Source organism: Cytobacillus praedii (genome assembly GCF_001439605.1).
GTDB lineage: Bacteria > Bacillota > Bacilli > Bacillales > Cytobacillaceae > Cytobacillus > Cytobacillus praedii.
Map to the genome: position 1 here is coordinate 411521 of NZ_LMBX01000001.1, position 15927 is coordinate 427447.

At 39.9% G+C, this 15927-nt stretch carries 11 protein-coding genes; 8 read left to right on the forward strand and 3 right to left on the reverse strand.

The window, feature by feature from the left end; genetic code table 11:
* Window positions 1–324: 324 nt before the first annotated feature.
* Together ASU02_RS01935 and ASU02_RS01940 are read right to left on the reverse strand one after the other, a co-directional pair.
* Complete coding sequence (locus ASU02_RS01935) at window positions 325–1194, reverse strand: NAD-dependent epimerase/dehydratase family protein (protein ID WP_057760461.1); 870 nt, start codon at window positions 1192–1194, stop codon at window positions 325–327.
* Window positions 1195–1363: 169 nt separating this feature from the next.
* Complete coding sequence (locus ASU02_RS01940; RefSeq protein WP_057760401.1) at window positions 1364–2596, reverse strand: ATP-binding protein; 1233 nt, start codon at window positions 2594–2596, stop codon at window positions 1364–1366.
* Between the two features lie 150 nt (window positions 2597–2746).
* On the opposite strand from ASU02_RS01940, the gene ASU02_RS01945 reads away from it, so the two are divergent.
* On the forward strand, window positions 2747–4096 hold the full coding sequence (locus ASU02_RS01945) for a sensor domain-containing diguanylate cyclase (RefSeq protein ID WP_057760404.1): 1350 nt from the start codon (window positions 2747–2749) through the stop codon (window positions 4094–4096).
* A 145-nt stretch (window positions 4097–4241) separates the two neighbouring features.
* On the opposite strand, the gene ASU02_RS01950 is transcribed toward ASU02_RS01945, so the two are convergent.
* A complete protein-coding gene (locus tag ASU02_RS01950) occupies window positions 4242–6752 on the reverse strand; it encodes an NEW3 domain-containing protein (protein WP_057760462.1) in 2511 nt (836 codons plus the stop codon).
* Window positions 6753–7080: 328 nt separating this feature from the next.
* Between ASU02_RS01950 and ASU02_RS01955 the strand changes: the two genes are divergently transcribed.
* The 7 genes from ASU02_RS01955 to ASU02_RS01985 all read left to right on the forward strand — a co-directional run bounded on the left by ASU02_RS01955 (window position 7081) and on the right by ASU02_RS01985 (window position 15648).
* Window positions 7081–8286 carry an ROK family transcriptional regulator gene (locus ASU02_RS01955; RefSeq protein WP_057760406.1) on the forward strand — a complete coding sequence of 402 codons (1206 nt, stop codon included), beginning with the start codon at window positions 7081–7083 and terminating at the stop codon, window positions 8284–8286.
* A 127-nt stretch (window positions 8287–8413) separates the two neighbouring features.
* Window positions 8414–9508: an extracellular solute-binding protein gene (locus ASU02_RS01960; protein WP_057760408.1), complete on the forward strand. Its 1095-nt coding sequence runs from the start codon at window positions 8414–8416 to the stop codon at window positions 9506–9508.
* 61 nt (window positions 9509–9569) lie between these two features.
* Window positions 9570–10640 carry an ABC transporter ATP-binding protein gene (locus tag ASU02_RS01965; protein ID WP_057760410.1) on the forward strand — a complete coding sequence of 357 codons (1071 nt, stop codon included), beginning with the start codon at window positions 9570–9572 and terminating at the stop codon, window positions 10638–10640.
* A gap of 42 nt (window positions 10641–10682) precedes the next feature.
* A complete protein-coding gene (locus ASU02_RS01970) occupies window positions 10683–12410 on the forward strand; it encodes an ABC transporter permease (RefSeq protein ID WP_057760412.1) in 1728 nt (575 codons plus the stop codon).
* A 15-nt stretch (window positions 12411–12425) separates the two neighbouring features.
* Window positions 12426–13157 carry a creatininase family protein gene (locus ASU02_RS01975; protein WP_057760414.1) on the forward strand — a complete coding sequence of 244 codons (732 nt, stop codon included), beginning with the start codon at window positions 12426–12428 and terminating at the stop codon, window positions 13155–13157.
* Window positions 13158–13181: 24 nt separating this feature from the next.
* Complete coding sequence (gene argH, locus ASU02_RS01980; protein WP_232426115.1) at window positions 13182–14705, forward strand: argininosuccinate lyase; 1524 nt, start codon at window positions 13182–13184, stop codon at window positions 14703–14705.
* Complete coding sequence (locus ASU02_RS01985; protein ID WP_057760417.1) at window positions 14698–15648, forward strand: N-acetylglucosamine kinase; 951 nt, start codon at window positions 14698–14700, stop codon at window positions 15646–15648. Before argH ends, ASU02_RS01985 begins: the two co-directional genes overlap by 8 nt.
* Window positions 15649–15927: the final 279 nt, after the last annotated feature.

Consider the following 15927-nt stretch of genomic DNA (forward strand, 5'->3'; position numbering starts at 1 on the left):
AAGAGGACCCAATCAGGGTTATTAGTTCCCGAAACAAGAGAAAAATAGAGTGAAGAGGACCCAATCAGGGTTATTGGTTCCGAAACAAGAGAAAAATAGAGTGAAGAGGACCCAATCAGGGTTATTGGTTCCGAAACAGAAGAAAAATAGTGTGGAGAGGAACCAATCAAGGTTAATGTTTCCCGAAATAGAAGAAAGATTGAAAGAAGAGGAACAATCAGTGGTATGGGAGAAGTGTAACCAAACGTGTTTATTAAAGAAAAATATATCCAAAACAGAATTTTTAACAAAAAAGGAGCAAGGAACGATCTGCCCCTTGCCCATTTACATTATTAATTCTTCTAAAACAGAATCTAAACTAGAGAATGTATAGCCAAGCTGCTTCACTTTATTCGTATTTATCGACCAAGGACCAGGCAAAGAATACGGAGACGTGTTTTCTTTCGTCAGTATGTTAGTGATGATTGCTTTATGTCTTGTTTGTTTCTCTATTTTGCCTACTAATTTTAGTAATGAAATATCCTCCTCACAGCCTGGATTTATCGGGCCTGTGAAAGAGGATGCCCCCATCAGATATAAAAACTCAGCCGCTTCTTTAGAGTGAATGAAACTGTATCTTGCATCGGGATTTTCTATTCCTATAGGTTCATTTTTTTTCACTTTATCTACATGGAATGTTAGCCTCTTCGTATAATCATCCGGCCCGATAACAATTGGAAGCCGGACGGCTGTAACCTCAAAGTCAGTTTGTGTAAATAAGACAGATTCTGCAGCTCTTTTTGCTTCCTGATAACCTAAATATCCAGGGTATTCCTGTCTTGATTTGTAGTTGAATGAGAAATGATAGGGATCAAATTCCTCTTCTGTCCGATTGGTACCGAAATCATATACCGCTTGAGAGGAAGTGAAAATATACTTTCGTGCCTTCCCGCGCAATGCATTCGCTGAGTCTAATGCTTCTTGAGGGGAGAAGCATGATTGATCGTAGACAATATCAAATGTTTGGTTTGCAAAAGCTTCTTTCAATGATTGACTGTCTTCGCGGTCGATGGCTAGTCTTTGTACCTTGTCCCCAAAAGGATCGGCCTTTTGTCCTCTAGTGGCTAGCGTCACTTTTTTTCCATTCTCAAGAAGCGTATGGACTAACCTTTTGCCAAAAAATTGTGTGCCCCCTAAAATTAGAACGTGATCCATGGAAGTTTCCTCACTTATCTCTCTAAATTTTTCATGTATCATTAATATTCTATGGTTACAGGAGTTTCCCCTGTTCAATATGAAAATAATGTATTGATGAATCCCCTGAGTTAAGAAAAAAACCTGCTTTCTAGTGAAGGAGAAAGCAGGTTTTTTTTATCGCATGCATTTAAACAGGAATCGTAATCGTAAAAGTAGTCCCTTTTCCTTTTTCGCTTTCGACTTTGATTTGGGCTTTCAGTTTATGGATGATACTATGCACCATAAGCATGCCAAGGCCAGTGCCTTCCACTTTAGTAGAGTAGTAGGGCTTGCCTATATTGGAAACCTCCTCAGCGGTCATGCCGTTTCCTGTATCCTTAATTGTAATAAGGATATTCCTATTGTGCTCTGAAACTTCAATAGAAAGGATGCCGCCTTTCTCTTTCATTGCTTCAATGCCATTTTTATATAAATTAATTAGGCATTGCTGCATTTGGCTTTTATCGAATTTCTTAGCCAATGAGTTATGAAAGGAAAGCTGTATATCGACATTATGCATGCGAGCATACGGGATCAGTATGTTTTTCACATACTCTGTTTCTTCTTTTAAATCGGAATACACCATTTTATCCGATTGAGGTTTGGAGAAGGCTAGGAAATCACTCACAATTTGTTCGGCACGGTTTAATTCCTGTAATGAAAATTCAACATATGTTTTTTCCTTTGGCGATATCGATTCTGATTTACTTAACAGCTGCAGAAAGCCGCTTGTTACAGTAAGCGGATTTCTTATTTCATGGGCAACACTTGCTGATAACTCACTGATCAGATGGTATCTTTCTGATTGTAAAAAAGCTTCACGTGCTTTCATGTTTGCGATAATTTTCTCTAACAGGCATGTAAGAACAACCATCATAATTACTTGGGCCATTAGTGCATGAATGGATAAAATCCAGTACTCTTTGTTTAATGATGTCTGAAAACTTAAAGTCGTCAGGTAGAAAATGATTGTAATAAAAGAAACGGCTGTTGCAAAATAAATTCGATGCCGAGGCAGCAGTCTGACAAATTTTCGGCTGGATAAGGATACCAGGACAAAAACCAGGGTCGAAAAAAGAAAGGATTGGAAGATGCCATCCCCGCCGATATAGAAACGATAAACATTGAGAAAGATATAAATGAAGAAGGCATTTTTGTATCCTCCATAAAGAATAGCAAGGATAAAAGGAACCAATCGTAAATCAAAAATAAATCCGTTATCTAAATAGATAGGGAAGGTCATACAAAGAAGCATGGATATGGATGCAAGAATAATGAGTATATATTTACTAAAGTATAATTTCCTATTTTCAAAAAAGATAAGATACGCTAGAACGGGAATCAGTAAGAAAAGAAAATTTAGTAATAAAGTTTCAATCAAATTTGAACGTCCTCCTGCAATGATATGCTTTTTATTTTAACATATACGAATAGGAATCTGATGTTTACTAAGATCATTTTGCAAAATGCTAGAATAGGTTATAGTACTAACATAAGAAATCATTTTTATTGAATAGGATTGACATGGAGCATGATAGATAAAGAGGGCATTCATAGCCGAAACGTAATTCTTTTTAGTTTGATTGTTGTATTTTATTTCGTGCAAGTTTTTATAAATATATTGATTGAGGGGATTGCTAGCGTGTTTCCGCCAGTTATCCTTTTCCTTATTTTCGGGTCAATCTTGCTGCTGTTTATCATTAAAAAAATAAACCCCGAATTAACTATGTATACAATCGTCATATTTACCTATCTTTATTTCTTTTTTTTACTGACAGATTCACCTTATTTAGTTAACTACTTATTCATGTGGCTAGGTCTTCCAGTAAGTGCGGTTTACCAAAACTATCGAGCAGTAATGCTTGCGGGAATAGGATCCTTGCTTCTTACATTTTATGCATTTTTTTCTTTTCGAAATGAAATTTTTCCGAATGTGGCAAGCGGGGATTTTGTTTTCTTTCTGATTTTCGGATTATTTTTGATGGGCTTTTTATTATTGTTTATTAAAGTGACTCTTTTTTTATGGAAGAAGAAAGAGGAATCTAGCAGTAAGTTGAACAATGTGCTTCAACAGACGGATATTATTACATGGTCATATGATCGATCCACTGACCTTTTATCTTTATCCAATCGGCTGCCTAACATGCCGGAACTATCAGATACACTAGAGATTAGCGGCAAGCAGATGGTTGGTAACTACATCCATTCAGAGGATATTGACATTCTTAAGCGTACATTTTTTGAGATTGAGAAAGGGGAGGCCCATACAGCTGAATATCGAATTGTAAACAGCAAAGGGGAAATCATATGGCTGCAATGCCGAGGTGTGTCTTTCATTAATGAAAAAGAACGCAAGGCAAAAATAGAAGGAATCTTAATCGATGTTACGAAACAAAAACAGATGGAAGAACATATAAAAAAGCTGGCCTATTATGATTCATTAACAGGTGCGGCTAATAGGTACAAGCTTAAGCAATGTTTCGAAAGCCTGCAGAAGCTGGGAAGGACATTAGCGATTATTTTTATCGATATGAACGCCTTTAAGCAAGTGAATGATACATATGGTCACGATGCTGGTGATCGTTTGCTTCAAAAGGTTTCGAAGAGAATTCAAGAGGAAATGGCCGAAACGGATTTATTATGCCGGATGGGTGGAGATGAGTTTGTCATCTTACTATCCAATGTAGATGATGCCAAGGTAAGTGCAGCTATCGCCCGTATTCAATCGGCTCTGATTGGCCCGTTTGAAGTAGCTGGCGTGCCAATCCTTGTATCAGCAAGTGTTGGCAGATCAACAATTATGAAGGCTGATCAGGCCAATTTGGATAGGATGCTGCAGCAGGCTGATGCTGAGATGTATTTAGGTAAGGGACGCAGGTGAAATATGAAAGGAAAGTTCTTAAAGAATCTTCTTTAGAGAACTTTCCTTTTCGTTTATTGATCGCAGCGTATACACATTTTTTTAGGTTATTAGCAGGTCATTCTACTATATAGGCGTGACAAGGAATCTGACCCCATGTCCTAGATTACTGATTGGCCCCGTAGCTGATTAGGTTTGTGAATATGCGATAGCCGCCAGGTACTTGACCTTGAATTTGCCTATAGAATACAAGGTTTGTATAAAGGTAGGTCCCTTTTCCGTGTTTTGCCATCAGGATGCCGCCATCGAAAGGATCTTCATTTGGATCGCCCATTCTGACGAATGTTTCGTAGCTGCTGTCCCATTTCATTGGGTAGTATAATCCTCTTTCTTGTACCCAGTTCGCCCAATCACTATCAGTAATTTTATTCGGGTAGGTAAATAAAGAAGATTCTGGGTTGAGGACAGTGACTTTTGCATTTTCGTCTGTCACTCTCCATTTAATGGATGGGTTCCCGATGGTTAATGGGTAAGGAGCCGTCTTTTCAGCATCCCAGCCATCATTTGGTTTATGGTATTGTACGACTAAGTGACCGCCATTTTCGACATATTTATGGAGACGATCATTGTTTTTGACCAGATCTTCTCTAGATAGGTATGCGCGAATCCCTGTCACGATTGTATCGTATTGACTAAGATCGCCTGTTGCCAAATCCTCTTCCGTAAGCTTTGTAATGTTGAATCCGGTATTGGCTAGATAGTCTGCTACTTTATCGAAACCGCTATCGATATAACCAATTTTTAGCTGATCATTCTTTAACAGTTCAAACGCCACACCATTTACTTGTGCAGGATACATGTAATAAAATGTTCCGATGTGATCATAGCTGATTTCCTGAACGGTTGAATCAAAAGTTTGGCCGTTTGCAGTGGCTTCAGCACGAATGGCGAAGCTGCCATCTTGAATATCAGAAGGAGGTGTCAGCTTGAAAGCAACCTCTTTTTCCTCTAATTGAGCAGTAAAGGCAACCTCTTCTTTACTAGGTGAAACCTTCCATCCTTCTGGTACGATTAATGAAACAGAGGAAGTGTTTTTTCCGTCAAAGTAGTTTTTGACTTTAACTTTGACTGGGATTTCTTCCTGAACATCTGCAGAATTTACGACAATGTCTTCAGGAGATAACGTAATACCGACATCAGGCAAGACGGCAATGGTTTCTTTCAGTTCATTGATTTGACTAGTTTGCGTACCATTAAATTCATATTGAACCTTCGTGCGGATGACTGAATCAAGGTATGCATGATAATATTCCGCATCTTTAGGCACTTGTACTTCATATTGAAGTTCAACTTTTTTACCAGGATCTAAGTCTTTAGGTGATTTTGTTTTGGAAACCTTCCAATTCTTCGGTACTACTAGCTCAGCAGCTACCTTCTTTATTTTCTTTTTTCCGTTATTTTGAATGCTCACCTTGACAGTTGTTTTCTGTCCTTTTGTAAGAATGGTTGTTTCTGGGCTAGTTTCAACAGATAGCTCTGAGGCTTCCACGCTTGCCGTTTGTAATTGCTCTTCTTTTAACGAAAGCTTATGAAGCAGGTCAGATTTTACTTGTGGGTCAAGCTTTGCTTTATCTGTTTTCTCTTGGAGCTGTCGGACGTCCTTAAGAGCTTTTTGAGTTTTTTCAAATACTTGATCATTGTTAGGATAAGCAGAGATGATGGAGTTTAGCGATTCTTGAAGTTTAGTAAAGTGTACTTGCAGGTCTTTTTCTTGTTTTGGAAGCTTTTGTGCCCACTCTTTAAAGTTATAAGGGATCCCTGCAAACAGATCGCTGCTGCCATTTGTATTAACAGCACTCTCTAATAATTCCAGATGTACTTGTCTTGGTTCAGCAGGGATGTCGCTGCCCATGCCTTGGCTTTTATGCATATAGCGGGATTCCTCACCTAATTGAGGATAGGTCATTTTATAAATTGGATCATACTTTCCAATTTCAATAGAAGTCGTGGCAGTGTCCTTTGATTCAGCAGGCAAGTATAGCTTTTTAACCTGCCAGACAGATAAGCCCTCTTTAAGCTGCTCTGGAAAAATTGCTGGATTTGCCGCATCCTTAAACGCCTTTTCGCTCAAAATTTCCATTGCGCGATGGTGTCCGTGCTGTGTATCTACATTTCTGAATGATGGCATGACAATATCAGGCTGATACGTACGAATGAAGCGAATCAATCGTTCGTAGGTAAGATCCTGGCCCCAATTTTCTAATGTTTCATCAGGGGTTTTCGAAAAACCAAAATCATAAATCGCATCTGAGGTTGTCTCGCTAAGGTGATAGGCCTTTACACCAGTAATCTTTGCTGCTTCAATCATTTCCCTCGAGCGAATAATCCCGAGCCCGTTGTCTAGTTCACTTCCGATTTCATTTTGTCCGCCTTCCCCGCGGTTAGCAATTAAACTTGAAGTTTTGACACCAAGCCCTCTCGATAAATAAGCGAGAAAGTCACTTCTCTCGTCATCCGGATGTGCCCCAGTATTGACAAAAGTGACAGTCGTTTCTAGAGGCTTAACAGCATTCCAGAGGTCTACATCAGGTTCCTGTGTGTCAGTTGCTTGACTTGCAATTGGCCATAAAGAAACAATTAACAGAAAAGAAAGTAACCAGCTAAAATACTTTTTCAAATTTGAAACCCCTTTCATATTTAAATATAAACGAAGCGCGGAAAAATATCCTCCTTTCTCAATCTTATCTCGTGAGTTAGTTAATTCAATTAACTAACTGTACGGATAATCTCCATTAATAGTACCTATAACTATGTGTGTTTGTAAATATCTATATATTCAGAAAATTAAATTAGTTATATCGACCTATATCCAAATATAGAACCATTATCTAAAAAATATATTTATTAAAAAAATTAAAAAAACTTGTTGTAAATTATTATCCACTCCTGTATATTTTAGTTAATTAATAAAACTTACTAACCATAACGATTAAGGCCGTGATGTCATGAGTAGTAAAAGAAATTCTGTCCCGTTGAAAACAACGAACAAAAAGGTAGTTCTTCAATGTATTAAAGAGAATCAGCCTATATCTCGTGCTGAAATTGCCTCCAAGCTTCAAATTAGCAAGCCGACTGTTTCCCTGCTAGTAGATGAATTGGTTCAGGAAAATTGGGTATTGGAAAAAGGGATAGGGATGGCTTCTTCACAAGGGGGAAGGAGACCGATTCAGCTTTGTTTTAATGAAAAGGCTGGCTATGTAATTGGAACAGATATTGGCGGAACGAAAGTAAAAACCGTCATATGTGATCTAGTCGGAAATATTATATGCTCAAGCAGCTTCAAAACAATTCAATACTTACAAACAGGATTACTGAAACAAATTCATAAAGAAATAAACGGGATGATTCAAGTATACGAGCTTGATTCAAATAAAATATTGGGAATGGGTGTAGGGATTCCTGGTATTACCGAACCAACCAATGGTGTGGTAGTTGAAGCGCCGAGTATCAATTGGGTACGTTATCCGTTTATTATCGAAGCCAAGCGCTATTTCTCGTTCCCGGTATTTGTAGATAACGATGTGAATGTAGCGGCGCTAGGAGAACAATGGCTGGGGAATGGGAGAGCAAAAGATAATATCCTTTTTATTGCTGTTGGAACAGGCATTGGCAGCGGAATTATTATTCATAATCAGCTTTATCGCGGGTCTTCATGTGCCGCAGGTGAAATGGGGTATATGGTGACTGATAAAAATGATATGAGAAATGAGTTTAAACCTATATTCCATCGTTATGGATACTTGGAAAGCGTTGCTGGGGGGAAGGCAATCGGTGAAAGACTGACTAAGCTTATCCAGAAAAAGCAAGATCATCCAATGTTCGAGGAGGCCAGTCATACAGAACTGACAGGTGAAATAGCCTTTTCGCTAGCGAAAGAAGGGGATGAAGCTGCGCGAGTGGTTGTGGATGATGCGATTGAGCATTTAGCTTATGGAATCATCAATGCTGCTAGTTTGCTAAATCCAGAGGTCATTATATTAGGAGGCGGTGTCTTTAAATCGTCGGATTATATTTTACCTAGATTGCGAGAAATTGTGTATCAATACCTTCCTAGTTCAGTAGAATTAAATACCTCGCAGCTAGGAGAAAATGCAGAAGTGCTTGGAGCTGTTTCACTATTCCTGCGAGAATATGAAAGCGTTTTAAACTAGGAAACACAAATAGGCATTTAATTCACTTGGTTCTAGAGCGGGTTTATATGGCTTCATACATCCAGAACACCGAATATATTCTAAGCCTGCTTTAAGGATAAATTAATCTATTTTAAGGGGGTTCATCATGTTTAGAAAGAATCGTTTATTTGTTTTTTTAATTATGGCACTTATGCTTATCCTGTCCGCATGCAGCAGTTCTACAGGCGGGGGCAATGAAAGCAGTGGGGAAAAAGAAAACAATTCAAGCGGGGAAAAAGCGGCAGAAAACAGCGGAAAGTTAGTCATCTACACGGCACGTGATCAAACGATTGTTGATCAGGTTGTGGGGATGTTTAATGAAAAGTACCCTGATATTCAAGTTGATGTCCTCACAATGGGAGCGCAGCAGGTTCTTGAACGTATTCGTGGAGAGAAATCGAACCCTCAAGCGGATTTTTGGTGGGGAGGTACACAATCTGCCTTTATGACAGGTGCGGCTGAAGATTTATTAGAATCATTCAAGCCGAGCTTTGATGCGAGCATTCAGCCAGAACATAAAGACGCTGAAGGCCGCTGGTATGGAGAAATGCTTTTACCAGAAGTGATTATGATCAACTCAGATATGCTTTCAAAAGAAGAAGCGCCACAAGATTGGGATGACCTGCTTGATCCAAAGTGGAAGGATCAGATTATCATCCGTGGCGTACTGGCTTCAGGAACAATGAGAACGATTTATTCAGCAATGATTCATGAGCAAGGAGCCGATAATCCAGAGGCTGGCTATGAATGGCTAAAGAAGCTTGATGCGAATACAAAAGAATATGCCCAGGATCCTACAAATCTTTACTTAAAACTGGCTCGTCAGGAAGGTTCTCTATCCTTATGGAATCTGCAGGACATTTTATTGCAGAAAAACGAGCATAACCAGCCATTTGATTTTGTTTATCCAAAGAGCGGAGCACCTATTCTTGTAGATGCAGTTGGTCTAGTTAAAGGTGCAAAGAATCTTGAAAATGCAAAAGTATTCTATGAGTTTCTTTTTGACCCTGAAACTCGTGCAACGTTAGCGGAGGACTTGTATCAAATTCCTACCCGTACGGATATTGATACGGATCAAATGCCTGAATGGTTTAAGGATATTGAGCTTAAATCATTGGATTTAGATTGGGAAGTTATGGCAGAAAAAGAAGCTGAGTGGATGCAGCATTGGGATGAAAATATTAAAGGGAAAAATAAATAGTCAATTTTAAAAGGGGTGAAGAGTCTTTTCACCCCCTTTTATCTCCAGCGAGGTGTTTTTGATGAAAAGTGTACGACTTGATAATGTGAGCAAAATGTTTGGAACAGCAAAAGGGGTTGAGAATGTAGCGATCGATGTAAAGCCGGGTGAATTTTTCACTTTTTTAGGGCCTTCAGGATGCGGAAAAACAACTACCCTTCGAATGATCGCAGGCTTCTACTACCCAACAAAGGGAAAGATCTTTTTTGATAACCGGGATGTAACGACCCTTCAGCCGAATAAAAGAAATATTGGAATGGTCTTTCAAAACTATGCCCTGTTTCCGCATATGACAGTATTTGAAAATATTGCTTTTGGGCTTGAGGTTCGTAAATTATCGAAAGCAGTCATCAAAGAAAAAGTAGAAAGAGCACAAAAGCTTGTCCATCTCGATAAATACGGAAATAGAAAGATTAATGAGCTTTCAGGCGGTCAACAGCAGCGTGTAGCCTTGGCGCGTGCACTCGTTATTGAACCGGATATTTTGCTTTTAGATGAGCCTTTATCCAATCTAGATGCTAAGTTGCGTGAAGAAACGAGATTAGAAATTAAAAGGCTTCAAGTGGAATTGGGCGTAACAACGATTTATGTTACTCATGATCAAACGGAAGCGATGACGATGTCTGATCGGATTATGGTCATGAAAGAAGGCGTTGTTCAGCAAATCGGTTCGCCGCAGGAAATATATAATAAACCAGCGAATCATTTTGTCGCATCGTTTATTGGTGAAGCAAACATGCTTGAAGGCGAAGTGATTGAGATAAGTGGTTCAACGGTGAAGGTGAAAGTAGATAGTGATCTGCAAGTAGAAGGGGTTTTAGACCCATCCGCTGATAAGCCAAAATTAGAAGTGGGCAAGAAAGTGAAGCTTTCGATTCGTCCAGAAGCCATATTTGAGGGGCAAGGGCAAAATCAATTACATGGAACCATTCAGTTAGTTGAATTTACGGGAGTCAGCATCAATTACCTTGTTAAGGTCGGATCAGCGACTTTAAAAGTCATGATTATTAATAAAGGAAATCAAATTCTTAATCGAGGAGATTCCATTTCCCTTTATGTACCAGAAAAGGGTGTTTACTTTATAAATGAGTAGTTTTCTATATGGAACTTATTCAAGCGAACAGAAGGTGAAAACATGAATACAAATCAAACAGCTTCACAGCAAGAGAGCTGGTGGTCAAGACTTACACAATCTAAATATTTCATCTATATCTTAATCTCCCCTCTTTTCTTAGTGCTCTTAGCCTACGTAATCTATCCTTTTTATCAAACGTTTATTCAAAGTGTGGTAGGTACTGAAGGAGCTGGAATTGGAAACTATAAACGTTTCTTTAGCCTGGAAAGTACAGCCAACTTAGAGGCGCTTTGGACCAGTATCTATATTTCTGTTATAAGTGTCATTACTTGTGCGATCGTGGGTGTGACGATGGCCTTTCTAATCGAAAGGTATGAGTTTCCTGGGAGGAAAATTCTGTCCATTCTCGTGCTTGTTCCTATGGCTTTGCCCCCTTTAGTTGGTGTATTGTCTTTTACGTTTTTATATGGAGAAAGCGGGATTATACCAAGATCGCTTCAAGCCTTATTTAATCTTGAGTCCGTTCCCTTCTCATTAAAAGGAATTACCGGGGTCATTGTAGTTCATACCTTTACCATGTATACATATTTTTATCTGACTGCGTCTGCAGCCATTAAAGGGCTTGATCCATCCTTGGAAGAAGCAGCAACAAGCTTAGGATCAGGGAGAATCCGTATTTGGATTAAGGTTATTCTTCCGATGTTAACACCAGCCATGGTTGCTTCATCATTACTAGTGTTTATGATTGCGATGGCTTCCTACACAGCCCCATTAATGTTTGGTGTCGAGAGAACAATGACCATGCAAATCTATCTATCTCGGACAAACGGAAATCTAGATATGGCGGCTACTCAATCGACTATTCTCTCAATTGTCTCCATCTCCTTCTTAATATTGATGAGATGGTACCAAGGTAGACGTAACTTCCAGAACCAAAGTAAAGGGATTAGTGTCCATCGTACAGAGCTGCGTACACCTTTTATGAAATACCTTTCTATGTTTCTATCTTTTATCGGGGTCATTATTCTCATGCTGCCGATTCTTGTACTCGTACTCATCTCTTTCTCGGTGGATGGCGAATGGACCATTCAAATTATTCCGCCAGCCTACACATTCGATCATTACATTGCGTTGTTTACCGATGAACGAACGTGGCGTCCAATCTGGAACAGCTTGCAAATGAGTTTTGTTGCTACCATTGGAAATATTCTTTTCGGGGTTGCTGCAGCTTATGCCATGATCCGAACAAGGTTTAAAGGAAAGGCTCTCCTCGATATTTTAATTATGATTCCATGGGCCCTTCCTGGAACAGTTGTCGCAGTTAATTTAATTGCTGCTTTCAGTGAGCCATCCGTATTTAGCTTTAATCAAGTATTAATCGGTACATTCTGGATTTTGCCGCTCGCTTATTTTGTCCGGCATTTGCCACTCATTTTCCGTTCGACCTCAGCAGCGCTTATGCAGATGGATCAGTCGGTCGAGGAAGCCGCTAGAAGCTTAGGAGCGAACTGGTGGTATACGTTTAGAAGAGTCGTTGTGCCAATGGCTTTTTCAGGTATATTAGCAGGAACCTTGCTGGCCATGGTTCAAGGACTTGGTGAATTTGTTGCTTCTATATTAATTTATAGCACTTCTACGATGCCGCTATCTGTTGCCATTTTTCAAAAGATGTATGCGTTCCAATTTGGAACTGCCTGTGCATATGGCGTGCTGCAAATCTTGTTAATCATTTTTGTCTTGTTTATTTCTCAGAAATTAACAAACGGGAAGGCAGGAGCTGTTATTTAGGAGGGAGTTTTATCATTGAAGGCAAGTGAAATTCATGGAAGAGATCTCAAGTTGTTAGAGAATGCCGCATTTGCTGTTATACCTCTTGGAAGTTTCGAATATCATGGTCCCCATTCTCCATTAGGAACGGATATTTTTTTGGCAGATGGATTCGCGGGAAAAATTGATTCAAGCTTGGGAGGGATTACCCTTCCAGCCATTCCTTTTACAGCATGCCCTGGAAAAACGTCTAAATATGCGGGAACGATCTCGATTAGACCTGGGATTTTTCAAGAGTATTTAATTGATCTATCATTAGGCGTTATCCAACAGGGGATTAAAAAAATTCTTCTTCTAAATGCTCACGATGGGAATATGGGGGTTTCCAGAACCGTTGCGGAGTATGTAACTGGCCTCCATACAGATGTAAGCTTTCTGCTGGTTAATTGGTGGCAAATGGTTGAGATCGATGCGGCAGAGGAAATCGGCTTTAAAAATACAAGCGGGCGGGGGCATGGGGGTCCATATGAAATGTCGGCTGTAAAAGCTTTCCGTCCAGACCTAGTAACGGTAAGGGAAGAGGATGAAGAATTTGCAGGTGCTGCCCCTCTGTCCAGCTTTCCCTATATTCTTGTAGAAGGAACACCGAAATCATGGGATGGCTATACAGGTCTTATTCAACAAACATCAGTGGAAGCAGGAAAGAAAATTGTAGATAAAGCGACAATTCATATGAATGAACTGATAAGAAACTGGTTAAATCAATAAATTTGCAGGAAAGGGCTGTTTGCAGTGAAAGCATCGCTTAGAGAACGAATGATTGATAGAGAGGGCACATGTTTCCCGTCAAAAACCTATACTTCTATGGTGTTAGAGCCAGCTTATAATGAGGCTAAGCAACACTTTATTGATTCAATGGTCGAAATTCATTATGCTCACCTAATTATGCTTGTAGAAGAGGGACTGGTAGAGAAAGAAGAAGCAAAAAAGATTGCTAAGGCTGTTTCCGGCTTAAAGATAGAAGAGATAAAGACCGGAAACTATAATCCGCAATTTGAAGATTTGTTTTTTCAGGTTGAACATGACTTAATTGAAGACGCCGGGGATATTGCTGGTAATTTGCATATTGCCAGAAGCCGGAATGATATGGGAATTGCGATTTACCGAATGACGCTAAGGAAAAAGATTTTGACCTTATTGGAGAAGGCCCTCACACTGCGTGAAGCTCTAATTGAACTATCTGATGAACATAAACATACAATTATGATTGGATACACACATACACAGCAAGCACAGCCTACTACTCTAGCACACTATTTTAATGCGATGACAGATATGCTGACCCGTGACATTAAGCGTCTGCGGGCTGCTTATGAAACCGTGAACCGAAGCAGTATGGGAGCTGCAGCGTTAACTACTTCAGGATTTGCTGTCAACCGGGAGCGGGTGAAAGAGTTGCTGGGGTTTGAAGGCATGATTGATAATGCGTGGGATGCGGTTGCTGGTGCAGATTATATAGCGGAAACTGCTACAGCCGTTCAGCTTTCAGCCTTGAATTTGGGAAGGTCTATTCAGGATTTCCTGTTATGGGGAACACAAGAATTCGGAGCTTTTATCCTTTCTGCGCCTTACGTACAGATTAGTTCTATTATGCCTCAAAAGAGAAACCCTGTGTCTATCGAACATATGCGGGCGCTTTTATCCAGTGTTGCCGGCGATTGTCAAACCGTCCTACTTATGCTGCACAATACGCCATTTGGGGATATTGTCGATACAGAAGATGATATGCAGCCATATATTTGGAAGTCCATGGAGACGCTAGGCGGCGTTTATGAACTGCTATCATCTGTTTTATTAACGATGGAGGTAGATAAGGAAAACCTCCTGAAACGTGCAAAAGAGAGCTTTGCAAACGTAACAGAACTGGCAGATACAATGGTGAGAGCGGATGGGCTTTCATTTCGCCAGGCACACCATGTAGTAAGCGCTACAGTAAAGGAATTAATGAAAAACGGAAATAAATCTCTTGAAGCTCTTACGCTTGATCTTTTAAATGTTCAATCAAAATTAATTGTTGGGAAGCCATCTACTTTGACGAAAGAGGAACTATTAGAATGCTTAAGTCCGGAATATTTTGTTCAAATTCGTACATTGCAAGGAGGTCCAAGCCCAACGCGATTAGAAAAAACGATAAAGGTCCGATTGGCCGAGCAGACAGATTTATCAAACTGGCTTATTGATAAGCAAGACCAATTGCGTGTTTCAAAAGAAAACGTTACAACGATTATTAAAGAATGGAATATAGTCGATGAATGATCAGTCTTTTCATCTTCTTGCTGTTGATGGAGGAGGAACGAAGACACTAGCTGTAATAACAGATAGTACAGGTTCAATTCTCGGAGAGGGCAAGGCAGGCGCTTCTAATTATCAAGTGATTGGGAAGGAACTGGCTATAAAGGCTCTTGTTGCATCCATCCAGGGAGCATTAGCGGAAGCCGCTGCACTTAATGGCGGTCCAGTCCGATTTGAGAAAACGGTGTTTGCTCTCGCTGGGATCGATACGTCAAATGATGAGTTAGAAGTACAAGAGATGGTAGAAGAATCAATTAAGCAGCTAGGGTTGGCCACTCATATGCTGCTGGTTGAGAATGATTGCTTATCTGCTTTATTAGGTGCTACCCAAAATAAGGCAGGTGCTCTTTTAATCTCTGGAACAGGATCGATTGTATTTGCCCATGACGGCCGCGGGAATTTTTTCCGAACGGGAGGATGGGGATATCGAGTGGGAGATGAGGGCAGCGGATATTGGATCGGGAAAGAAGCGATTCGATCCATCATGAAAATGAACGATGGAAGAGAGAAAGAGACGATCCTATCACAGCTGATATTACAGAAGTTTGGATTTCAGAAGATAGAGGATCTTTATAATTGGGTATATAGTCCAGCCTATTGTGTTGACGATGTAGGCGCGTTAACCGCTTTAGTGGAGGAGGCGTATAAATTAGGAGATAAAGTAAGCCAAGGGATACTAGACGAAGCTGCAGCGGAGCTAACTCTCCTATTAGAAACCACAATTGAAAAAGCAGGAATTGCTAAGGAGGAATTTCAGCTAATTCTTCAAGGTGGTGTCATACAAAACAATCACTATATTAGGGATCGTGTACTAGACAGCTTGAAAACAAGTGCTGAAAGAGTAAAGGTGCTTGATACAGACCAAAAACCGATTACCTTTATCATAAAACGCGGGTTAAATCTTTAGTGGGGGCTCCAAGTGCCCCCACCTTTTTTTGTGTAAGTCCTATAGAAGAGGTCTATGAGACAAAATCAACTGAATTGCTGAAGGGAATGTCCCATAGAAAAGGTCTATGAGACAAAGTCTTCGAAACTGCTGAAGGGAATGTCCCATAGAAGAGATCTATGGGACAAACTCTCCGGAATTGCTGAAGGGAATGTCCCGTAGAAGTCAAGTCCGGATTATTGTGTAAAATCAAAAGCAATTGTTTTCAGCTTTACCTTTGAATATTCTCTATCCATACCC

Bases quoted from the DNA above. Each gene is read 5' to 3' on its own strand.
- ASU02_RS01935 (WP_057760461.1), bottom strand. From the start codon at position 1,194: ATGGATCACGTTCTAATTTTAGGGGGCACACAATTTTTTGGCAAAAGG.
- ASU02_RS01945 (WP_057760404.1), top strand. From the start codon at position 2,747: ATGATAGATAAAGAGGGCATTCATAGCCGAAACGTAATTCTTTTTAGT.
- ASU02_RS01955 (WP_057760406.1), top strand. From the start codon at position 7,081: ATGAGTAGTAAAAGAAATTCTGTCCCGTTGAAAACAACGAACAAAAAG.
- ASU02_RS01960 (WP_057760408.1), top strand. From the start codon at position 8,414: ATGTTTAGAAAGAATCGTTTATTTGTTTTTTTAATTATGGCACTTATG.
- ASU02_RS01965 (WP_057760410.1), top strand. From the start codon at position 9,570: ATGAAAAGTGTACGACTTGATAATGTGAGCAAAATGTTTGGAACAGCA.
- ASU02_RS01970 (WP_057760412.1), top strand. From the start codon at position 10,683: ATGAATACAAATCAAACAGCTTCACAGCAAGAGAGCTGGTGGTCAAGA.
- ASU02_RS01985 (WP_057760417.1), top strand. From the start codon at position 14,698: ATGAATGATCAGTCTTTTCATCTTCTTGCTGTTGATGGAGGAGGAACG.